This is a genomic window from Ralstonia sp. ASV6 (assembly GCF_016429285.1).
Classification (GTDB): Bacteria; Pseudomonadota; Gammaproteobacteria; order Burkholderiales; family Burkholderiaceae; genus Ralstonia; species Ralstonia flaminis.
In genome coordinates, this window is the sequence record NZ_JAELUI010000113.1 from 1 (window position 1) to 17843 (window position 17843).

At 62.4% G+C, this 17843-nt stretch carries 17 protein-coding genes and 1 tRNA gene; 14 read left to right on the forward strand and 4 right to left on the reverse strand.

The window, feature by feature from the left end:
* Positions 1-253 precede the first annotated feature (253 nt).
* The 6 genes from petA (at position 254) to JHD73_RS20150 (ending at position 4481) form a co-directional block, all read left to right on the forward strand.
* On the forward strand, positions 254-862 hold the full coding sequence (gene petA, locus JHD73_RS20125; RefSeq protein ID WP_199031998.1) for a ubiquinol-cytochrome c reductase iron-sulfur subunit: 609 nt from the start codon (positions 254-256) through the stop codon (positions 860-862).
* On the forward strand, positions 862-2265 hold the full coding sequence (locus tag JHD73_RS20130; protein ID WP_199032011.1) for a cytochrome bc complex cytochrome b subunit: 1404 nt from the start codon (positions 862-864) through the stop codon (positions 2263-2265). The genes petA and JHD73_RS20130 overlap by 1 nt, the downstream gene beginning before the upstream one ends.
* 37 nt (positions 2266-2302) lie before the next feature.
* On the forward strand, positions 2303-3046 hold the full coding sequence (locus tag JHD73_RS20135) for a cytochrome c1 (RefSeq protein WP_199031999.1): 744 nt from the start codon (positions 2303-2305) through the stop codon (positions 3044-3046).
* 150 nt (positions 3047-3196) lie between these two features.
* Entirely contained in the window at positions 3197-3808 is a 612-nt protein-coding gene (locus JHD73_RS20140; RefSeq protein ID WP_004634649.1) for a glutathione S-transferase N-terminal domain-containing protein, read from the forward strand.
* A gap of 73 nt (positions 3809-3881) precedes the next feature.
* A complete protein-coding gene (locus JHD73_RS20145) occupies positions 3882-4376 on the forward strand; it encodes a ClpXP protease specificity-enhancing factor (RefSeq protein ID WP_199032000.1) in 495 nt (164 codons plus the stop codon).
* A gap of 29 nt (positions 4377-4405) precedes the next feature.
* Positions 4406-4481, forward strand: a tRNA-Thr gene (locus JHD73_RS20150).
* A 75-nt stretch (positions 4482-4556) separates the two neighbouring features.
* On the opposite strand, the gene JHD73_RS20155 is transcribed toward JHD73_RS20150, so the two are convergent.
* Positions 4557-4886, reverse strand: a complete 330-nt coding sequence (locus tag JHD73_RS20155; protein WP_199032001.1) for a hypothetical protein — start codon at positions 4884-4886, stop codon at positions 4557-4559.
* Positions 4887-5546: 660 nt separating this feature from the next.
* Here JHD73_RS20155 and JHD73_RS20160 point away from each other — a divergent pair.
* The 3 genes from JHD73_RS20160 to JHD73_RS20170 all read left to right on the forward strand — a co-directional run bounded on the left by JHD73_RS20160 (position 5547) and on the right by JHD73_RS20170 (position 9114).
* Entirely contained in the window at positions 5547-6989 is a 1443-nt protein-coding gene (locus JHD73_RS20160) for a carbohydrate porin (RefSeq protein ID WP_199032002.1), read from the forward strand.
* Positions 6990-7221: 232 nt separating this feature from the next.
* Positions 7222-7428: a hypothetical protein gene (locus JHD73_RS20165; RefSeq protein WP_199032003.1), complete on the forward strand. Its 207-nt coding sequence runs from the start codon at positions 7222-7224 to the stop codon at positions 7426-7428.
* A gap of 42 nt (positions 7429-7470) precedes the next feature.
* Complete coding sequence (locus tag JHD73_RS20170; RefSeq protein ID WP_199032004.1) at positions 7471-9114, forward strand: NRAMP family divalent metal transporter; 1644 nt, start codon at positions 7471-7473, stop codon at positions 9112-9114.
* 68 nt (positions 9115-9182) lie between these two features.
* On the opposite strand, the gene JHD73_RS20175 is transcribed toward JHD73_RS20170, so the two are convergent.
* The 3 genes from JHD73_RS20175 to JHD73_RS20185 form a co-directional block, all read right to left on the reverse strand.
* The gene (locus tag JHD73_RS20175) at positions 9183-11573 is read right to left on the reverse strand and encodes a TonB-dependent siderophore receptor (protein ID WP_368735551.1); all 2391 of its coding nucleotides are present in this window, start codon (positions 11571-11573) and stop codon (positions 9183-9185) included.
* 102 nt (positions 11574-11675) lie between these two features.
* Positions 11676-12503: a FecR family protein gene (locus tag JHD73_RS20180; protein ID WP_199032005.1), complete on the reverse strand. Its 828-nt coding sequence runs from the start codon at positions 12501-12503 to the stop codon at positions 11676-11678.
* A 17-nt stretch (positions 12504-12520) separates the two neighbouring features.
* A complete protein-coding gene (locus JHD73_RS20185) occupies positions 12521-13054 on the reverse strand; it encodes an RNA polymerase sigma factor (RefSeq protein ID WP_199032006.1) in 534 nt (177 codons plus the stop codon).
* Between the two features lie 647 nt (positions 13055-13701).
* On the opposite strand from JHD73_RS20185, the gene cyoA reads away from it, so the two are divergent.
* The 5 genes from cyoA to JHD73_RS29775 all read left to right on the forward strand — a co-directional run.
* Positions 13702-14655, forward strand: coding sequence for a ubiquinol oxidase subunit II (gene cyoA / locus JHD73_RS20190; protein WP_199032007.1), 954 nt, complete (start codon positions 13702-13704; stop codon positions 14653-14655).
* Between the two features lie 9 nt (positions 14656-14664).
* The gene (gene cyoB, locus JHD73_RS20195; protein WP_199032008.1) at positions 14665-16644 is read left to right on the forward strand and encodes a cytochrome o ubiquinol oxidase subunit I; all 1980 of its coding nucleotides are present in this window, start codon (positions 14665-14667) and stop codon (positions 16642-16644) included.
* Positions 16645-16647: 3 nt separating this feature from the next.
* Positions 16648-17289: a cytochrome o ubiquinol oxidase subunit III gene (gene cyoC / locus JHD73_RS20200; RefSeq protein WP_199032009.1), complete on the forward strand. Its 642-nt coding sequence runs from the start codon at positions 16648-16650 to the stop codon at positions 17287-17289.
* Positions 17290-17658, forward strand: coding sequence for a cytochrome o ubiquinol oxidase subunit IV (locus JHD73_RS20205; RefSeq protein ID WP_199032010.1), 369 nt, complete (start codon positions 17290-17292; stop codon positions 17656-17658). It abuts the gene before it with no gap.
* A gap of 103 nt (positions 17659-17761) precedes the next feature.
* Positions 17762-17843: transposase (locus JHD73_RS29775; protein ID WP_368735547.1), on the forward strand; the 82-nt coding region annotated here is incomplete at its 3' end.

The window sequence follows — 17843 nt, forward strand, 5'->3', positions numbered from 1 at the left end:
AGTGCCATCGGTTTTCTCCGGATTGTTTGATTCGACACAAACGGTCAAGCTGTGGATCGGTTGACCTGAATTGTTGAAAGCGAGTTTATAGGAGACACTCCGAAACCGCGCTGGCACTGGGCTGGCGGGCGATCGGTAGGTCAACTATATCCGCAAGCAGCGCGCCCCGCGACGGGTATCGTCGGCTTGGTACGCTCGGGTATAATTTTTGGTTGACGCGAACCTATCTTGATTTCTCACCCTGGGGTCTTGAATGAGTGACCAGCAAAACGTGGACAAGGGTCGCCGCAATCTGTTGATTGCGACGTCCGTCGCTGGTGGTGCGGGAGGGGTTGCAGTAGCGGCCCCTTTCGTTTGCACATTCGCACCATCTGAAAAAGCCCGTGCAGCGGGCGCGCCCGTAGAGGCGGATGTCAGCGACCTGGCCCCTGGCCAGATGAAGGTGGTGGAATGGCGCGGCAAGCCGGTCTGGCTGCTCAAGCGCACGCCCGACATGCTGGAATCGCTCAAGAAGACCGACGCTGAAGTCGCCGACCCCAAGTCCGACGTGCCCTTCACCATGAAGACGCCGGACTACTGCAAGAACGAAACCCGCTCCCGCGCCGAACACAAAGACCTGCTGGTCGTGGTCGGTATCTGCTCTCACCTGGGTTGCTCTCCGTCCGGTCCGTTTCCCGCAGGCGCCAACGTGCAGCTTGCCGGCGACCCCGGCTTCGTCTGCCCTTGCCATGGCTCCACGTTCGACCTGGCTGGTCGCGTGTTCAAGAACAAGCCCGCACCGCAGAACCTGGACATTCCGCCGTACATGTTCCTGTCGGACACGAAGCTGGTGATCGGTAAAGACGAGAAAGGAGAGGCTTGATCATGGCCGAGAAGAAGGTGGAGACAACCGGACTGCTGGGCTGGATCGATGCACGCTTCCCGGCATCCGAGCTGTGGAAGGCGCATCTGTCGGAGTACTACGCGCCCAAGAATTTCAACTTCTGGTATTTCTTTGGCTCACTGGCGCTGCTGGTGCTGGTGATCCAGATCCTCACCGGTATCTTCCTGGTGATGAACTACAAGCCGGACGGCACGCTCAACGCCGCTGGCATCCCCGTCGCCTATGCGAGCGTGGAGTTCATCATGCGCGAGGTGCCGTGGGGCTGGCTGGTGCGCTACATGCACTCGACCGGCGCGTCGGCGTTCTTTGTCGTGGTCTATATGCACATGTTCCGCGGCATGCTGTACGGCTCGTACCGTAAGCCGCGCGAGCTGGTGTGGATCTTCGGCTGCCTGATCTTCCTGTGCCTGATGGCCGAAGCCTTCATGGGCTATCTGCTGCCGTGGGGCCAGATGTCGTACTGGGGCGCGCAGGTGATCGTGAACCTGTTCTCCGCCATTCCGCTGATCGGCCCGGACCTGTCGCTGTGGATTCGCGGTGACTACGTGGTGTCGGACGCGACGCTCAACCGCTTCTTCTCGTTCCACGTGATTGCGGTGCCGCTGGTGCTGCTGGGCCTGGTGGTGGCGCACATTATCGCGCTGCACGAAGTGGGCTCGAACAACCCGGATGGTGTCGAGATCAAGGCCAAGAAGGACGAGCGCGGCATTCCGCTCGACGGCATCCCGTTCCACCCGTACTACTCGGTGCACGACATCGTGGGTGTGGCGGTGTTCCTGTTCATCTTCAGCGCGATCGTGTTCTTCGCGCCGGAAATGGGCGGCTACTTCCTGGAGGCCAACAACTTCATCCCGGCCGATTCGCTGAAGACGCCGCCGCACATCGCGCCGGTGTGGTACTTCACGCCGTTCTACTCGATGCTGCGTGCGACCACGTCGGACTTCCTGCCGATCCTGTGGGGTTTCCTGGCCATCATGCTGGGCCTGCTGTTCGTGCGCTCGAAGAGCATGAAGGTCAAGGGCGTGGCCGTGGCTGTGGCCGTGGTCCTGGCGCTGGGCTTTGCCTTCATCGACGCCAAGTTCTGGGGCGTGGTGGTGATGGGCGGCTCGGTGGTGATCTTCTTCTTCCTGCCGTGGCTGGATCAATCGCCAGTCAAGTCGATCCGCTATCGCCCGGGCTTCCACAAGGTGCTACTGATCCTCTTCGTGATCGCCTTTGCGGTGCTGGGCTACCTGGGTATCCAGCCGCCGAGCCCGATCGGTTCGATCATCTCGCAGATCGGCACCATTCTGTACTTCGCGTTCTTCCTCGCGATGCCGATCTGGAGCCGGATCGGGACGTTCAAGCCAGTGCCTGAGCGCGTCACGTTCACGCCGCACTGATTCGAGCCGAGCACAAGGACCCATGAAGGACACAAGAATGAAAAAGCTGCTTGCGATTTTCGCCTTGGCCGGTCTCGTGTTTGCCGCGCCTGTGATGGCCAACGAGGGCGGCGTACCGCTTGATCCGGCGCCCAACCAATCCAGCGACGCGTCCGCACTGCAACGCGGTGCCAAGCTGTTCGTCAACTACTGCCTGAACTGCCATGGCGCCAGCGCCATGCGCTACAACCGCCTGCGCGACATTGGCCTGTCCGAAGAGCAGATCCAGAAGAACCTGCTGTTCACATCGGACAAGGTCGGTGACTTGATGACCATCGCCATGTCGCGTGATGACGCCAAGAAGTGGTTTGGCGCCGTTCCGCCGGACCTGTCGGTGATTGCCCGTGCGCGCGGCAGCGATTGGCTTTACACCTATCTGCGCACGTTCTACCGCGACGACACGCGTCCGACCGGCTGGAACAACCTGGTGTTCGACAAGGTCGGCATGCCGCACGTGCTGTGGGAGCTGCAGGGCCAGCAGGTGCCGAAGTATGCCGAGGTCAAGTCCGAGCACGGCGAGGTTGAGAAGAAGCTGGTCGGCTTTGAACTGGCGGTGCCGGGCAAGATGAGCAAGGTCGAATACGACCAGGCAGCGGCCGATCTCGTCACGTATCTGGACTGGATGGCCGAGCCCGCCGGTAACCTGCGCAAGCGCCTGGGCGTGTGGGTTCTGTTGTTCATTGGCGTGTTCTTTGTGCTGGCCTGGCGCCTGAATGCGGCCTATTGGAAGGACATCAAGTAAAATCCGTGTTTTCCGGGCAAGGGCTAGGCCGGTGAAGAACTGGTCCTAGCCCTTTCCCTTTTGGCTTTTTGTGCCGTGGCGGTAAGGTTTGCCGCCACGGTTGTACCGTCATCGGGCCGCCCCCGGCCCATGCGTCAAGGAACTACAACCATGATGGTCTTGTACTCGGGCACCACTTGCCCGTTCTCGCAGCGTTGCCGCCTCGTCCTGTTCGAAAAGGGCATGGATTTCGAGATTCGCGACGTCGATCTCTTCAACAAGCCGGAAGACATCGCGGTGATGAACCCGTACGGCCAGGTACCCATCCTGGTCGAGCGCGACCTCATCCTGTACGAGTCGAACATCATCAATGAGTACATCGACGAGCGCTTCCCGCACCCGCAACTGATGCCGGCTGACCCGGTACAGCGTGCCCGTGCGCGCCTGTTCCTGTTCAACTTCGAAAAGGAACTCTTCACGCACGTGTCCGTGCTGGAGAACGAGAAGGGCAAGGCCGCCGAGAAGAATCACGAGAAGGCGCGCGCCGCCATCCGTGACCGCCTCACGCAGCTGGCTCCGATCTTCCTGAAGAACAAGTACATGCTGGGCGAAGAGTTCTCGATGCTCGACGTGGCGATCGCGCCGCTGCTGTGGCGCCTGGATCACTACGGCATCGAGGTCTCGAAGAACGCCGCGCCGCTGATGAAATACGCTGAGCGTATCTTCAGCCGTCCGGCGTATATTGAAGCGCTGACGCCGTCGGAAAAGGTGATGCGCCGCTGATCGCCGCCGGGATGCCGGCTGCGCGTTGGGTTGAACCTGAGCGCGGCCGCGTCCGACGGTTACTGATTTCATCATGCCGGAAACTTCGACCAAGCCCTATCTGATCCGGGCCATTTACGAATGGTGCACGGACAACGGCTTCACGCCGTACATTGCTGTCTTCGTCGACAACAGCACCAACGTGCCGCGCGAGTTCGTCAAGAATGACGAGATCGTGCTGAACGTGAGCTTTGACGCGACCAGCCAGCTCGACATGGGCAACGAGTGGATTACCTTCCAGGCGCGCTTCTCGGGCGTGTCGCGCAAGATCGAAGTGCCGGTCGAGAATGTTCTTGCCGTCTACGCGCGCGAGAATGGGCAGGGCATGGCATTCCCGGTTGAGCGCAGTGCGCAGACCACGCAAGCCGCTACCGAACGCGAGAACAATCCGCCGCCCAAGCTGGCTGCGGTGGACTCGGAGTCGGTGCCCGCACCGGTTGCCGCAGAGGTGGATGGTGGCCCGGAAGACGAGCCGCCACCGAATGTGCCACGAATTGGTGGCAAACCTGCACTGAAGGTCGTCAAGTAGCGCGTGTTAGGTTAGAATCGCGTTTCTTTGCCGGCTTAGCTCATCTGGTAGAGCAGTTGATTTGTAATCATCAGGTGGCGGGTTCGAGTCCTGCAGCCGGCACCAAATGCAAAAGCGGCTTCCGAAAGGAAGCCGCTTTTTCTTTGTCCGTTCGCAACGCGTGACGGTGCCGGGGAGGCCTCAACCCCGCCGAACCCAAATCACCTTGCCATTCTGGATGCCCAAGTTACGGCGTTCTTCCCGATAGTCCATCGTGCCCGGCAATGCCTTGCCGTCCCGTTCGCTGACGCGCCACAGGCAGCCGTTCAGCAGGGCCGTTGCGTCTTGCTCAGACTTGCCGATCAGCGTGTCGTCCGGAGCAGAAGCCGCCTGGCATGTGGTTGCCGGTTGCGTGCGTTCAGCCATGGGGGCTTCGCCTCCGTTCTTGGTTTGTCCTGTGCCGGTCGTCGAGCATCCGGCGATGCTTGCGATGGCGGCAACTGCCGCGAGCATCGTTGCTAAGCGCGTCATACAACCTCTCGTTTGTGTCGAATGTGGAAAGCGATGGAATGCAGTGTGCGGTGGCGCAGTGCCCCCGCGTTCGTGGCGGTAGTGTATCCACTCGGTCAGTTAAGCAGATGCAGTAGCGGGGAGCGAATGTCCATGGCACGTGGTCTGCGCATCAGGAATCCGCACGTGGTTTGTGTGGTTGCGTATGTACTGAGGGGGAGTATTTTATGATGTGGCTAAGATGCCCGAAAATGGCGCCGGCACGCCAATTCCGCTCCAGCCTTAGGTCTGCGGAGCATGCCCATGTTGCCGGCGTGCAAAGCGCCTTCCTTCCCCTCCAAAAAACGCTTGCCGAGTCCAAGAACACTTTGTTACTCTGCGCCCCGTCATAGCTACGGAGATGTTCTCCATGGACAGTTGTTCTAGTCGATCTTCGATCGCACTCTGAACGGCTAGACAGTCTCGGCGCATCGCTTTCGCTTCGCGCCCCTCCACTGCCTAGCCGTATGCACGGCGGGTAGTGGCACTTGTGCGGGTTCTCCGGACAAGCCTCTTCCCACAATTCGATTGTTGTACCGACACGGCCATGTGGCTGCGTGCGCGCTTGCGTTCGTGGTCTCTTGGGAGGACCGTGGTCGGCTCGCGCCTACGTTCGTCATAGAAACGAACGGGGGAGGTCTCATGCTGTTTCTCTCGATGCTGCAATACGTTTGGGTTGCGGTGCGTCCGCTCGTTATGGTTCGTGTGGCTGCGCTTCGCCGTCCGACTCTCCTGACAGTGATGGCGCTGCTGTCCGTTGCTACCCAGGCTGCCCGTGCGGATGGTGCCCCTGCTTCTGCGCCGGCCGCCGATACACCGCTGATTGCCGGTGGTGAACTGGATGATCGCTTCGGCTTTCACGGCCAATCCACCTGGGTCTGGCAGGCCAAGCCTGCATTCAAGTCGCCGTATGCCGGCGACAACAGCCTGACCGGAGACCGCGCGACCAGTTATTCCTTCAGTACCACGCTCGACCTGGGCATGCGGTTGTGGAAGGGGGCGGAGTTCCACTTCAATCCGGAAGTCATCATGGGCAAGGCGTTCTCGGATTTGCACGGTCTGGGTGGCCCGACCAACGGCGAGCTAGCGAAGGTGACGGGCACCGACCCGACCCTGTACCGCGCCCGCGCTTTTCTGCGCCAGACCTGGGGCTTGGGTGGCGATACGGAAAAGATCGACGCCGACTTCAACCAGTTTGCCGACGTGGTCGACAAGCGCCGCGTGGTGCTGACGGTGGGCAACATGCCGGTGCTGGATGTGTTTGACGGCGTGGAGTATTCGCACGATCCGCGCACGCAGTTCCTGAACTGGTCGTTCATGGCGAGCCCGTCGTTCGACTACCCTGCAGATGCACGCGGCTACGACTGGGGCATCGCGCTGGAGTACATCGACAGCGAACTTGGCTGGGCTGCACGTGCTGGCCGCTTCTTGCAGCCGATCCAGTCGAACGGGTTGGCACTGGATTCTGCCTTCATGCAGCACTACGGTGACATGGTGGAGCTGGAAAAGAGCTACACGCTGTTCGGCCAGGACGGCAAGGTGCGGCTGATGGGCTGGCGCAACAAGACACGCATGGGCCGCTTTGATGACGCCATCGCACTCGGCCAAGCCACGGGCAGCGCGCCGGACGTAAGCCTGGTGCGCAAGGAGCACGCGAAGGTGGGTGTGGGGCTGTCGTTCGAGCAGAAGGCGGGTGAGAACCTGGGTCTGTTTGCGCGGCTGAACTGGTCGGATGACAAGACCGAGACGTACGCCTTTACTGAAGTGGGGCGCAACGTGTCGTTCGGTGGCCTGCTCAAGGGCACGTCGTGGGGGCGCCCCAATGATGTGGTGGGCGCGGCATTTTCGCTGAACATGTTGGGCCCGGATCACCGGGCATACCTGGCGGCGGGCGGCAGTGGCGCGTTCCTGGGCGATGGCGCGTTGAACTATGGCCACGAGCGCGTACTCGAACTGTTTTACAGCGTTCAACCGGTCAAGGGCCTCATGCTCAGCCCCGATTTTCAATTGATCCAGAACCCTGGCTACAACCGGGACCGCGGCCCTGCCAAGTTTTACGGCATGCGCGTCCACGCCGAGTTCTAAGACCTACGGAGGACCCATATGGACAGTCCGAGTCGACCTTATCCGACATTTCTTTCCTACTAGGCGAGTCCGCCGCACGGTTGTTCCCTGCTGCTGACTTGCCGCCCCGGCAAGGCAGCGGTGTCTGCATCGCTCCTTGATTGTTTGAATCTGCCGCCCTGGGTAAGACAACCCGTGCGCGGCGATTGCCGCATGCTGTGCACGCGTCGTGCCCATGCGGTCAGGAGTTGTTATGCGCAAATTCAACATCCCCGCCCGTCGTTTTTCGGCCATTGCTCTGCCGTTCAGCTCACCGTTCGTGCAGGCCCGCGCTGGCGCACCTGAGCGTGCCAACGCCGTGCCCGTCACATCCAACCGCCGCGCCGACGACGGTGGCCAATCGCTCTCCAACCACAGCTATGCCGCTGCAGCCATCCGGCTGTCGCGCACCTACTGGTAACGGGCAGGGCATCCAACAACACCAACACAAACGGAGGTCGACATGACCCAATTCGCTTCGGGCATCGACGCACCACCACGTCATGCCGCACTCGACGACGCGCACGTCGGTGATATTCGCGGTGCGCTCGGCACCATCGCGCACCACGATACTGGGGCGCGCGACAACTGGCGCGCACGCCTGCGCACGCTACTGGCCATCCTCGGGCCTGGCCTGATCGTGATGGTCGGCGACAACGACGCTGGCGCCTTCGGCACGTACACGCAAGCCGGGCAGAACTACGGCACTACGCTGTTATGGACGCTGATGCTGCTGATCCCTGTGCTGTACGTGAACCAGGAAATGGTGCTGCGGTTGGGTGCCGTCACGCGGGTCGGCCACGCGCGGCTGATCTTCGCGCGCTTCGGCAAGTTCTGGGGCAGCTTCTCCGTTATCGACCTGTTCCTCGTCAATGCGTTGACGTTGGTGACGGAGTTCATTGGCATTAGCCTCGCGCTGGAATATCTCGGCATTCCGCGCCACTGGGGTGTGTGCGCGGCGGCGGCGCTGGTCATGCTGGCTGCGTCCACCGGTGACTTCCGACGGTTCGAGCGCTTTGCACTCGCGCTGGTGGCGGGCAGTCTTACGCTCATTCCGATCTTTCTGATGGTGCATCCGCCGATGGGGCAGGTGGCGCGCGATTTCTTCGTGCCTGCTCTACCGGCCGGTGCACCGCTGGCGGAGGTGATGCTGCTGATCATCGCTATCGTCGGGACGACCGTCGCGCCGTGGCAGTTGTTCTTCCAACAAAGCTATGTGATCGACAAGCGCATTACCGCGCGCTTCATCCGCTATGAGCGCGCGGACCTGTGGCTGGGCATCGTGCTCGTGATTGCCGGCGCGGTGGCGATGATTGCCTTCAGCGCGCAGGCTTTCCACGGCACGCCTGAGTTCGGCAACTACACCGATGCACTGGGCACGGCGAAAGGGCTGGAGGCCCATTCGGGCCGCTGGGCCGGCATTTTGTTTGCCATTGCGCTGCTGGATGCCAGCATCATCGGCGCGTGCGCAGTGTCGTTGTCGACGGCCTATGCGATTGGCGATGTATTTGCCGTGCGGCATTCGCTGCATCGCAAGCCGACGGAGGCCAAGGGCTTCTATGCCGTCTACTTCGGTTTGACGTTGCTGGCCGCTGGCCTGGTGCTGACGCCGGGTGTGCCGTTGGGCCTGCTGACCAATGCCGTGCAATCGCTGGCGGGCGTGCTGTTGCCGAGTGCCACGGTGTTCCTGCTGCTGTTGTGTAACGACAAGGCTGTGCTGGGTCCGTGGACGAACGGCCGCGCGATGAACATCTTCACTGGCGGGGTGGTGGCGGTGTTGGTGATGCTGTCGGTCATCCTGACGGCTGCGGTGCTGTTCCCGGGCATTGGCGAGTTCGAGATCGGTGCGATCCTGATCGGCGGTTCGGTCGTCGCAGTGGTGATGTCGCTGGTGCTGTGGCGCATCGAGCGGCGCAACCAGCGGCCGCATCATCCGCAACGCGTGAGCGTGCTGGACCGCGACCACTGGACCATGCCGCCGCTGGAGCAACTTACGCCGGCACGTTGGACGCCGCTCAAGCGTACGTGGATGTTCGTGCTGCGCGGCTACCTAGTGGTGGCGGCGGGGCTGGTGCTGGTACGCATTGCCGGGCTGATCACCCAGTGAGCCAGTAGCAGAAATAAGACGGGCCACGGATGTTGTGGCCCGTTTTTCTTTGGCAATGGAGCAGCGCGTTACCAGGCGTACTTGGCCGTTGCCAGCACCGTGCGCCCGTTGTTGTAGATGCAGCGCGTGGCGTCGTAGCAGCCAGAGATGACCTCGCGGTTGCCCAGATTCGTGCCGTTGAGCGCAAAGCGCCAGTGCCCAACGGTGTAGAAGATGGACGCATCAAACAGCGTGTAGCCCGGCACCTTGAGCGAGTTGTCCGGCGCACCGGCCGTCGGGCTGATATAGCGCACGCCGGCTCCGACGCCCACGCCCTGCAGTGCACCCGAGCGGATGCGGTAGTCCGTCCACAACGATGCCATCTGGCGTGGAATCGGAATGGCGATCGGCCACTTGTTGAGCGTGACATCGTTGGCCTTGGTGTTGCGCACGTCCTGATACGTGTAGCTGGCAATCACGTTCCAGCCCGGCAGCAGCTGTGTCGTGCCTTCCAGCTCGATGCCCTGCGAGCGCACCTCGCCCGATTGCGCGTTGTGCATGCCGGTCGGGTCGTTCAGGTCGGGCGTGAGCACATTGGTCTGGTGGATCTGGAACACCGCCGCCGTGATCGACGTCTTGCTTGTCGGTGCAAACTTGATGCCCGCCTCGATCTGCTTGCCCTTGGTGGGCTTGAACGGCTGGTTGTTGCGGTCGGTGCCGATGGTTGGGTTGAACGACGTCGAATAGCTCATGTATGGCGACAGCCCATATGGCCCCAGGTACACCACGCCCACGCGTCCCGTGAAGGCGGAATCGCGCTGGCTGGTGTTGGTGCCGGCGAGCAGGTCGTCGGTACGCAGGTCGCTCCAGTCGTGACGGCCGCCAAGCGTGAACACCCAGCGCTCGCCCAGCTTGATCTGGTCCTGCAAGTACACGCCAAGCTGCGTCTGCTTCTGGTGGATGTCCTGCGGCGATGCCCCCGAGCCGTTGAAGATCGACCAGTCGAACGGCGCATACACCGGGTTGTACACATCCAGCGACGAGGTCAGGGCGTAGTTCTCCGGGTCCTTGGTGGTCTGGCGTTGATAGTCCACGCCCGCCAGGAAGGTGTGCCGTGCGATGCCGGTGGCGAACTTCGCCTGCACCTGCGTATCGATGTCGAACCGCCCGTAGCTCGGCTGGGCGATGCCGGCGTAGCGCCACATCATGCGCTGCGTTGGGTCGCTCGGGTCCAGGCCCACGCCGTAGGTCATGCGGTCGTCCAGCTTCAGGTGCATGTAGCGCGTGTTCTGCCGCACCGTCCACGTGTCGTTGAGCTTGTGCTCGAACTGGTAGCCGAGCGAGTACTGCGTCTTCTCGTACGCATCAAAGTCCGGCGAGCCCGTGAACAGCGTGGCCGGAATTTTGCCGTTCGGGTTCGGCAGGATGGTGCCGCTGGCCGGGAGGAAGTTGTCGGACGAGTTGGTCTTGTCGCGCAGATAGGTCGCCAGCAGCGTGAGCGTGGTGTCCGCCGATGGCTTCCAGGTGAGCGAGGGCGCCACCATCAGGCGTTGGTCCTTGAACGGGCCGAAAGGCAGGTTGCCGTCGCGCGCAACGGCCGTCAGTCGATACGACAGCTTGCCGTCGGCATCGAGCGCGCCGGCAAAGTCGCCCGCCACCTGCTTGCGCGCATGGCTGCCGTATTGCACTTCAATCTCGCGGATCGGCTCGGTGGTCGGCTGCTTGGTGACGATGTTCACCGTGCCGCCCGGGTCGCCCTGGCCATACAGCACAGACGACGGCCCGCGCAGCAGCTCGACGCGCTCGATCTGCCAAGGGTCCACACGCCAACTCGCCAGGTTGATGGTGTTGGGCAACTGCAGGCCGTCCAGATAGGTGGCCGGCACAAAGCCGCGCACCGCGGTGTACCAGTCCGAGCGCGTGCCCGCGCCGTACGACGACACGGATGCCGAATAGCGCAGCGCCTCGTTCACGCTCTGCGCGCCCTGGGCTTCGAAACGGTCGCGAGGCACCACGCTGATCGACTGCGGAATCTCCGAGAGCGGCACATCGGTCTTGGTGCCGGTGGCGCTGCGCTGGGCGATGTAGCCGCGCACAGGGCCCGTGGCCGATTCCTGCTGCGCACTGGCAGTCGCCACCGTGGCCGGCAACGTGACCTGTGCGCTGCCGCCAGTCGGTTCGATGGTGAACGTGTTGCCACCTTGCTTGCGCGCCACCAGCCCGGACTGCGCGAGCACTCTGTCGAGTGCATCTTCCACGCGCATCTGTCCTTGCACGCGCGGGGCCGTCTTGCCCGCCGTCAGCGAACTGGCAAAGACAAGCTGCGCGCCTGCCTGCCGTGCGAGCGCATTGAGCGCGGCATCGAGCGGCTCGGCAGGAATGTCGATGGTCAGGCGGGTTTGCGCGAAGGCGGCACCGGCCAGCAGCGTGGCCGCAGCCAGCGCGATCAGGCGCGGCACGCGTCGTTGTGTGCGAATCACTGTGAAGCTCCCCGTGTTGAATCTGTGGATCTGTTGGTCTAGGTCACAGGGGAGTAGACGAGCTGCATGCCGGGCATCCCTACCTCGGCGCGCAATTTTTCTTTAGCGAACGACGCCCCGGGCGAAGATGCGCACGGTGTCGTTGGCTTCGCGGCGGATTGCCACGGGCAGGATGGACGGCAGCAGATCAAGCAGCGCATCGGTGCGCGCGCTGTCGAACACGCCGGAGATCTGCAGGCGGCCCAGCGCGGGATCGGTCAGCACTGCAGGCGTTGCACGATAGCGGTTGATGTCGGCCACGGCCTGGGCCAGCGGTGTGCGGTCAAACATCAGCTTGCCGTCTTTCCAGGCGATGGCGGCACCGGGGTCGGGCGCGGCGCGCGCGGTGAGGGTGCCGTTGAACGACTCGGCGGCCTGGCGGGCGGTCAGCAACATCGCATCGCCGGAGGCATCTTCCACGTGCACGCGGCCGCGTAGCACGGTCACCGTCACACGCGGATCGGCACGCCGTACGTTGAAGGCGGTGCCGACCACGCGCACGGTGGTTTCGCCTGCGCGCACCACGAAGGGTCGCCACGCTGAATGCGCCACGTCGAACAGCGCCTCGCCATCGACGAGACGTACCTGCCGCGAGCGCAGATGCCATTCCACCTCGGCTACCGTGCGCGTGGCGAGGGTGAGGTCGCTGCCATCGGGCAGTGTGAGGTGCCGGCGTTCGCCCGCGGCTGTGGTGTAGCGCTGCGTATGCCAGGCCGGGTCTGCCCACAGCACCGCACCGAGCAGCGCGACGATGCCGGCCGCCACCATCGGTGCCCGCCGACGTGGCGCCCGCGCCGGCAGTTCCGGCATGGCAAAGCGCGCCCGCAGCGTGCTGCGATGGCGCGCCAGGCTGTCGTCCTCGCGGGAGAAGTCGTCGGGTGGTTGGGGCATCAAGCGCGTGTGCGTGTTCAGCGCGGCGGTGCGGCGGCCGGGCGGTCCAGCGCCGTACGGCAGGCCATCATGCCCAACCGAATGTGCTTTTCGACCGCCTTGCGCGAAATCCCCAATCTTATCGCCACCTCAGCCTGCGGTATTTCGTGGATCTTATGCAGCACGAACACCTGCTGGCAGCGCGGCGGCAGCAGAGCAATGGCTTCCGACAGGCGATCCAGTTCTCGGCCGGCGTCGACGAGGCGGTCACCGCTGGGAGCTTCGTCGGCGGGTTCGGGCAGTGCGTCTGTGGTCTCGACCCATGTGCCGCGGGCCGATTCCACGCGATGCCGGTCGATCGCCAGGTTGACGGTCGCGCGCCTCAGATAGGCCACGGGTGCTGCGACTGGCTGACGTGGTGGCTCCGCGAGCAGATTCACGCAGACGTCATGCACGACATCGCGCGCAAAACTGCGGTCCGCTCCAAAGCGCCGGCGCAGCAGATCGACCAGTTCGTCGTAGTGACGGACCAGTGCGGCAAGCAAGGGCGGGGCGGAGGAATCGCAGGACACCGGGCGGTGATGCGGAGCAGGAAAGTGCTGAATTGTAAATGAGAAGTATTCTTATTATCAATTCAACATTTGGGCGCACATTTGGGGGCTGCGTCGGGTGCGCACCACTGTGGCTGATTGTCGCAGTGCAACAACAACCACTTTCGATTTGCTTACCCGCAAAACCGCGTAAACCCTAGCCGCGCGGGGAGGGCGCCACTTGTCAATCGGCCCCGATTTCTGTTTGCCTGAGCAGATAACGCAATCCGAAGTGCTGTCTGGCGGTAAGATCGCGCCCGCATTCCACTCCCAACCGCGCTCCCCCAACGAGCGCCTGACGTAGTGCCTGCATCGAATCCTTCCGCCCCCGATCTGTCGTCCGCTGCCTTGTGCGGTGCGGCGGCGCTCAGCCTCGTCCATGTCAGCCATGGCCGAAGTCCGCCTCTTCGGCGGGGTGCGCTGGGTTCAGCTTCTCCCTGACCGGCGCCTGATGTGATCGAAGATCCGCTATTGCACCTAAGCGCTTTCGAGGTGCCGGTAGCACGGTCTTTTCTCATTTCCCGCGTTTATCTGCCTGTGGCCGCTGTATGGGCTGCTTGGCTCCCGTGATGTTGGTAAGCATTGCCGGCGCAACTGTGCAAGACATGAAGAACACACTCGTTCCACATATGAAGCGGCTCCTGGCCGCAAGCCTCCCGCTCCTGCTGGCGGGCTGCAACCTGACGGTCCTCGACCCGAAGGGGATGATTGCGGCGGAAGAAAAGACGCTGATCCTGGTGGCAACCGGCCTGATGTTGCTGGTGGTCATTCCCGTGATCATCATGACGCTGGTGTTCGCGTGGAAGTACCGCTCCACCAACACGAAGGCACGCTACGAGCCGGACTGGTCGCACTCCAACGCCATCGAGGCGGTGGTGTGGCTGATCCCGTGCCTGATCATCGTCGTGCTGGGCTGGATCACCTACAAGTCCACGCATGCGCTCGATCCGTACAAGCCGATCGAATCAGACGTCAAGCCGATCACCGTCGAGGCTGTTTCGCTCGACTGGAAGTGGCTGTTCATCTATCCGGAACTGAAGATCGCGACGGTCAACCAGCTCGCATTCCCGGCCAACACGCCGATCAACTTCAAGATCACGTCCGACACGGTGATGAACGCGTTCTTCATCCCGCAGCTCGGCAGCCAGGTGTACGCCATGGCGGGCATGCAGACCAAGCTGCACCTGATCGCCAACGAGACCGGCGTGTTTGATGGCATGTCGTCGAACTACAGCGGCCAGGGTTTCACGGGCATGAAGTTCAAGGCCACGGCCATGACGAACGAAGAGTTCGACGCCTGGGTCAAGCAGGTCCGCAGCGCGCCGCAGGTCCTGACCAAGGAAGGCTACGCAGAGCTGTCCAAGCCGAGCGAGAAGGTGCCGCCGGCGGTGTACGCCTCTGTGGACCCGGCGCTGTATCACAGCATCCTGCACAAATACATGGGCGACTCGGACAAGGTCCTGACGCTCGACGAGGCGCTCCAAGGCGCCAACTGCACGGTGGAAACGGCTGACGCGGCAACGCGTCCGCTGCCGGTGCAGTCCGCCCTGCCGGCGCCCAAGGGCACGGCCAAGAATTCCTAGGAGTTGACGATGTTTGGCAAGTTGAGTCTGGAGGCCATTCCGCTGCACGAGCCCATCGTGGTCGTGACGGTCTCGGCCATTCTGCTGGGTGGCGCGGGCCTGTTTGGCCTGATCACCTACTTCAAGAAGTGGACGTACCTCTGGAATGAGTGGATCACCTCGGTCGATCACAAGAAGATCGGCGTGATGTACTGCATTCTGGCCATCGTGATGCTGCTGCGCGGCTTTGCCGACGCCATCATGATGCGCTCGCAACTGGCGGTCGCCTCGGGCGGCGGTGCCGGCTATCTGCCGCCTGAGCACTACGACCAGATCTTTACCGCGCACGGCGTGATCATGATCTTCTTCATGGCCATGCCGCTGATGACGGGCCTGATCAACCTGATCGTGCCGCTGCAGATTGGCGCGCGCGATGTGGCGTTCCCGTTCCTGAACACGCTGTCGTTCTGGCTGGCTGCTGCCGGCGTGGTGCTGATCAACGTGTCGCTGGGCGTGGGTGAATTCGCCCGCACGGGTTGGCTGGCATACCCGCCGCTGTCGGAGCTGGCGTACAGCCCGGGCGTGGGGGTCGACTACTACATCTGGGCCTTGCAGATATCCGGGTTGGGCACGTTGCTGACCGGGGTGAACTTCGTCGCGACCATCTTCAAGATGCGCGCGCCGGGCATGACCCTGATGCGCATGCCGATCTTCACCTGGACGTCGCTGTGCTCGATGATCCTGGTGGTTGCCGCCTTCCCGGTGCTGACCGTGGCGCTGGCGCTGCTGGGTGCTGACCGCTATCTGGACATGCACTTCTTCACGAACGAGCTGGGCGGCAACGCCATGCTGTACGTGAACCTGATCTGGATCTGGGGCCACCCCGAGGTGTACATCCTGATCCTGCCGGCGTTCGGCATGTTCTCGGAAATCGTCTCGACGTTCTCGCGCAAGAAGCTGTTCGGCTACACGTCGATGGTGTGGGCAACCGCCGGTATTACCGTGCTGTCGTTCCTGGTGTGGCTGCACCACTTCTTCACCATGGGCTCGGGTGCGAACGTCAACGCGTTCTTCGGTATCGCCACGATGATCATCTCGATCCCGACGGGCGTGAAGATCTTCAACTGGCTGTTCACGATGTACCGTGGCCGCGTCGAGCTGAACTCGATGATGCTGTGGACGATCGGCTTCATGATCACCTTCGTGATCGGCGGGATGACCGGCGTGCTGCTGGCCGTGCCGGGCGCTGACTTCTTGCTGCACAACAGCCTGTTCCTGATCGCTCACTTCCACAACACCATCATCGGTGGCGTGGTGTTCGGTTACCTGGCCGGTATCACGTACTGGTTCCCGAAGGCCTTCGGCTTCAAGCTCGACGAGAAGTGGGGCAAGCGTGCCTTCTGGTGCTGGTTCGTGGGCTTCTACACCGCCTTCATGCCGCTGTACGTGCTCGGCTTCATGGGCATGACGCGTCGTCTGAACCATACCGACAATCCGGCATGGCAGCCGTGGCTGATCGTCGCCGTGATCGGCGCTGCGATCATCGCCTGCGGCATTGCCTCGCAACTGATCCAGATCTTCGTCAGCATCCGCAACCGCCATGCGCTGGCTGACCTGACGGGCGATCCGTGGGGTGGCCGTACGCTGGAGTGGGCGACTTCGTCGCCGCCGGCGCACTACAACTTCCCGACCCTGCCGGTGGTGCGTGACATCGACGCCTTCGCCGACATGAAGGCACGCGGTGAAGTGCCGACGCAAGTGGCGGCCAGCTACGAGAAGATCCACATGCCGAAGAACACCGGCGCCGGCTTCTTCATCGGCATGTTCTCGATCGTGATGGGCTTCGCGCTGATCTGGCACATCTGGTGGATGGCCGTGCTGGGTCTGGTCGGCATGATCGGCAGCTTCATCCTCCGCAGTAACGACGACGACGTCGATTACTACGTGCCCGCTCACGAGGTCCACGAGACCGAGTCGGCCTACTTCCAACGTATCGGTTCGCAGGCTTAAACCATGGCTTCCAATGTTCTAGACGGTCACGCCGCGCACGGTCACGCGCACGGCCACGACCACGCGCATGACCATGCGCACCACCACGATGTCGCAGACACCAAGGTCTTCGGCTTCTGGGTGTACCTGATGAGCGACTTGATCATCTTCGCGTCGCTGTTCGCTACGTTCTGCGTTCTGCGCGGCGCGACGGCGGGCGGCCCGACGGGCAAGGAGCTATTCGATCTGTCGTATGTGGCGATCGAAACCGGCATCCTGCTGGTGTCGTCCATCACCTACGGCATGGTGATGATCAGCGTGCAGAACGGCCGCAAGGATCACGTGATGCTGTGGCTGGGCATCACCTTGCTGCTGGGCGCCGCATTTGTCGGCATGGAAATCAACGAATTCCATCACCTGATCGCAGAAGGCGCCGGCCCGAACCGCAGCGCGTTCCTGTCGTCGTTCTTCCTGCTGGTCGGCACGCACGGCCTGCACGTGGCGAGCGGCATGCTGTGGATCATCGTCATGATGTGGCAGATCGCCGCCAAGGGCCTGACCCCGACCCAAACGACCCGCCTGTCGTGCCTCTCCCTGTTCTGGCACTTCTTGGACGTGGTGTGGATCGGCGTGTTCACCGTCGTGTATCTGCTGGGAGCGATGTAAATGGAACAGACTAACGTTTCGACCCCCGTCGCCCACGGCGAGGGTCACGGTCATGCTGCCGGCGGCGCCGGCCACGCCACCATCAAGGGTTACCTGATCGGCTTCGTGCTGGCGGTGATCCTGACGGCCATCCCGTTCAAGATGGTCATGGACGGCGGTTACTCGCACGGCACCGTGCTGGTGACGGTGATGGCGCTGGCGGTCGTGCAGATCGTCGTGCACCTGATCTATTTCCTGCACCTGGACGGTTCGTCCGCACAACGCTGGAACGTGATGGCCTTCCTGTTCACGCTGCTGATTCTGGCGATCGTCGTTGTCGGTTCGCTGTGGGTCATGCACAACATGAACGCCAACATGATGACGATGTAACGCGAAACTGACTGCACGCTGTATCGGAAGGGCGCCCTAAGTGGGCGCCTTTTCTTTTGGGTAATTCCTACCCAAACCGGACCAGAGTTACCCTGGTCCGACCATGAAGCGATGCCCGGATTGTTCCGCAAGCAGGCCCTACAAACTCTCCGATGGGCGGCTCAAATGCCGCGCATGCGGCAAGC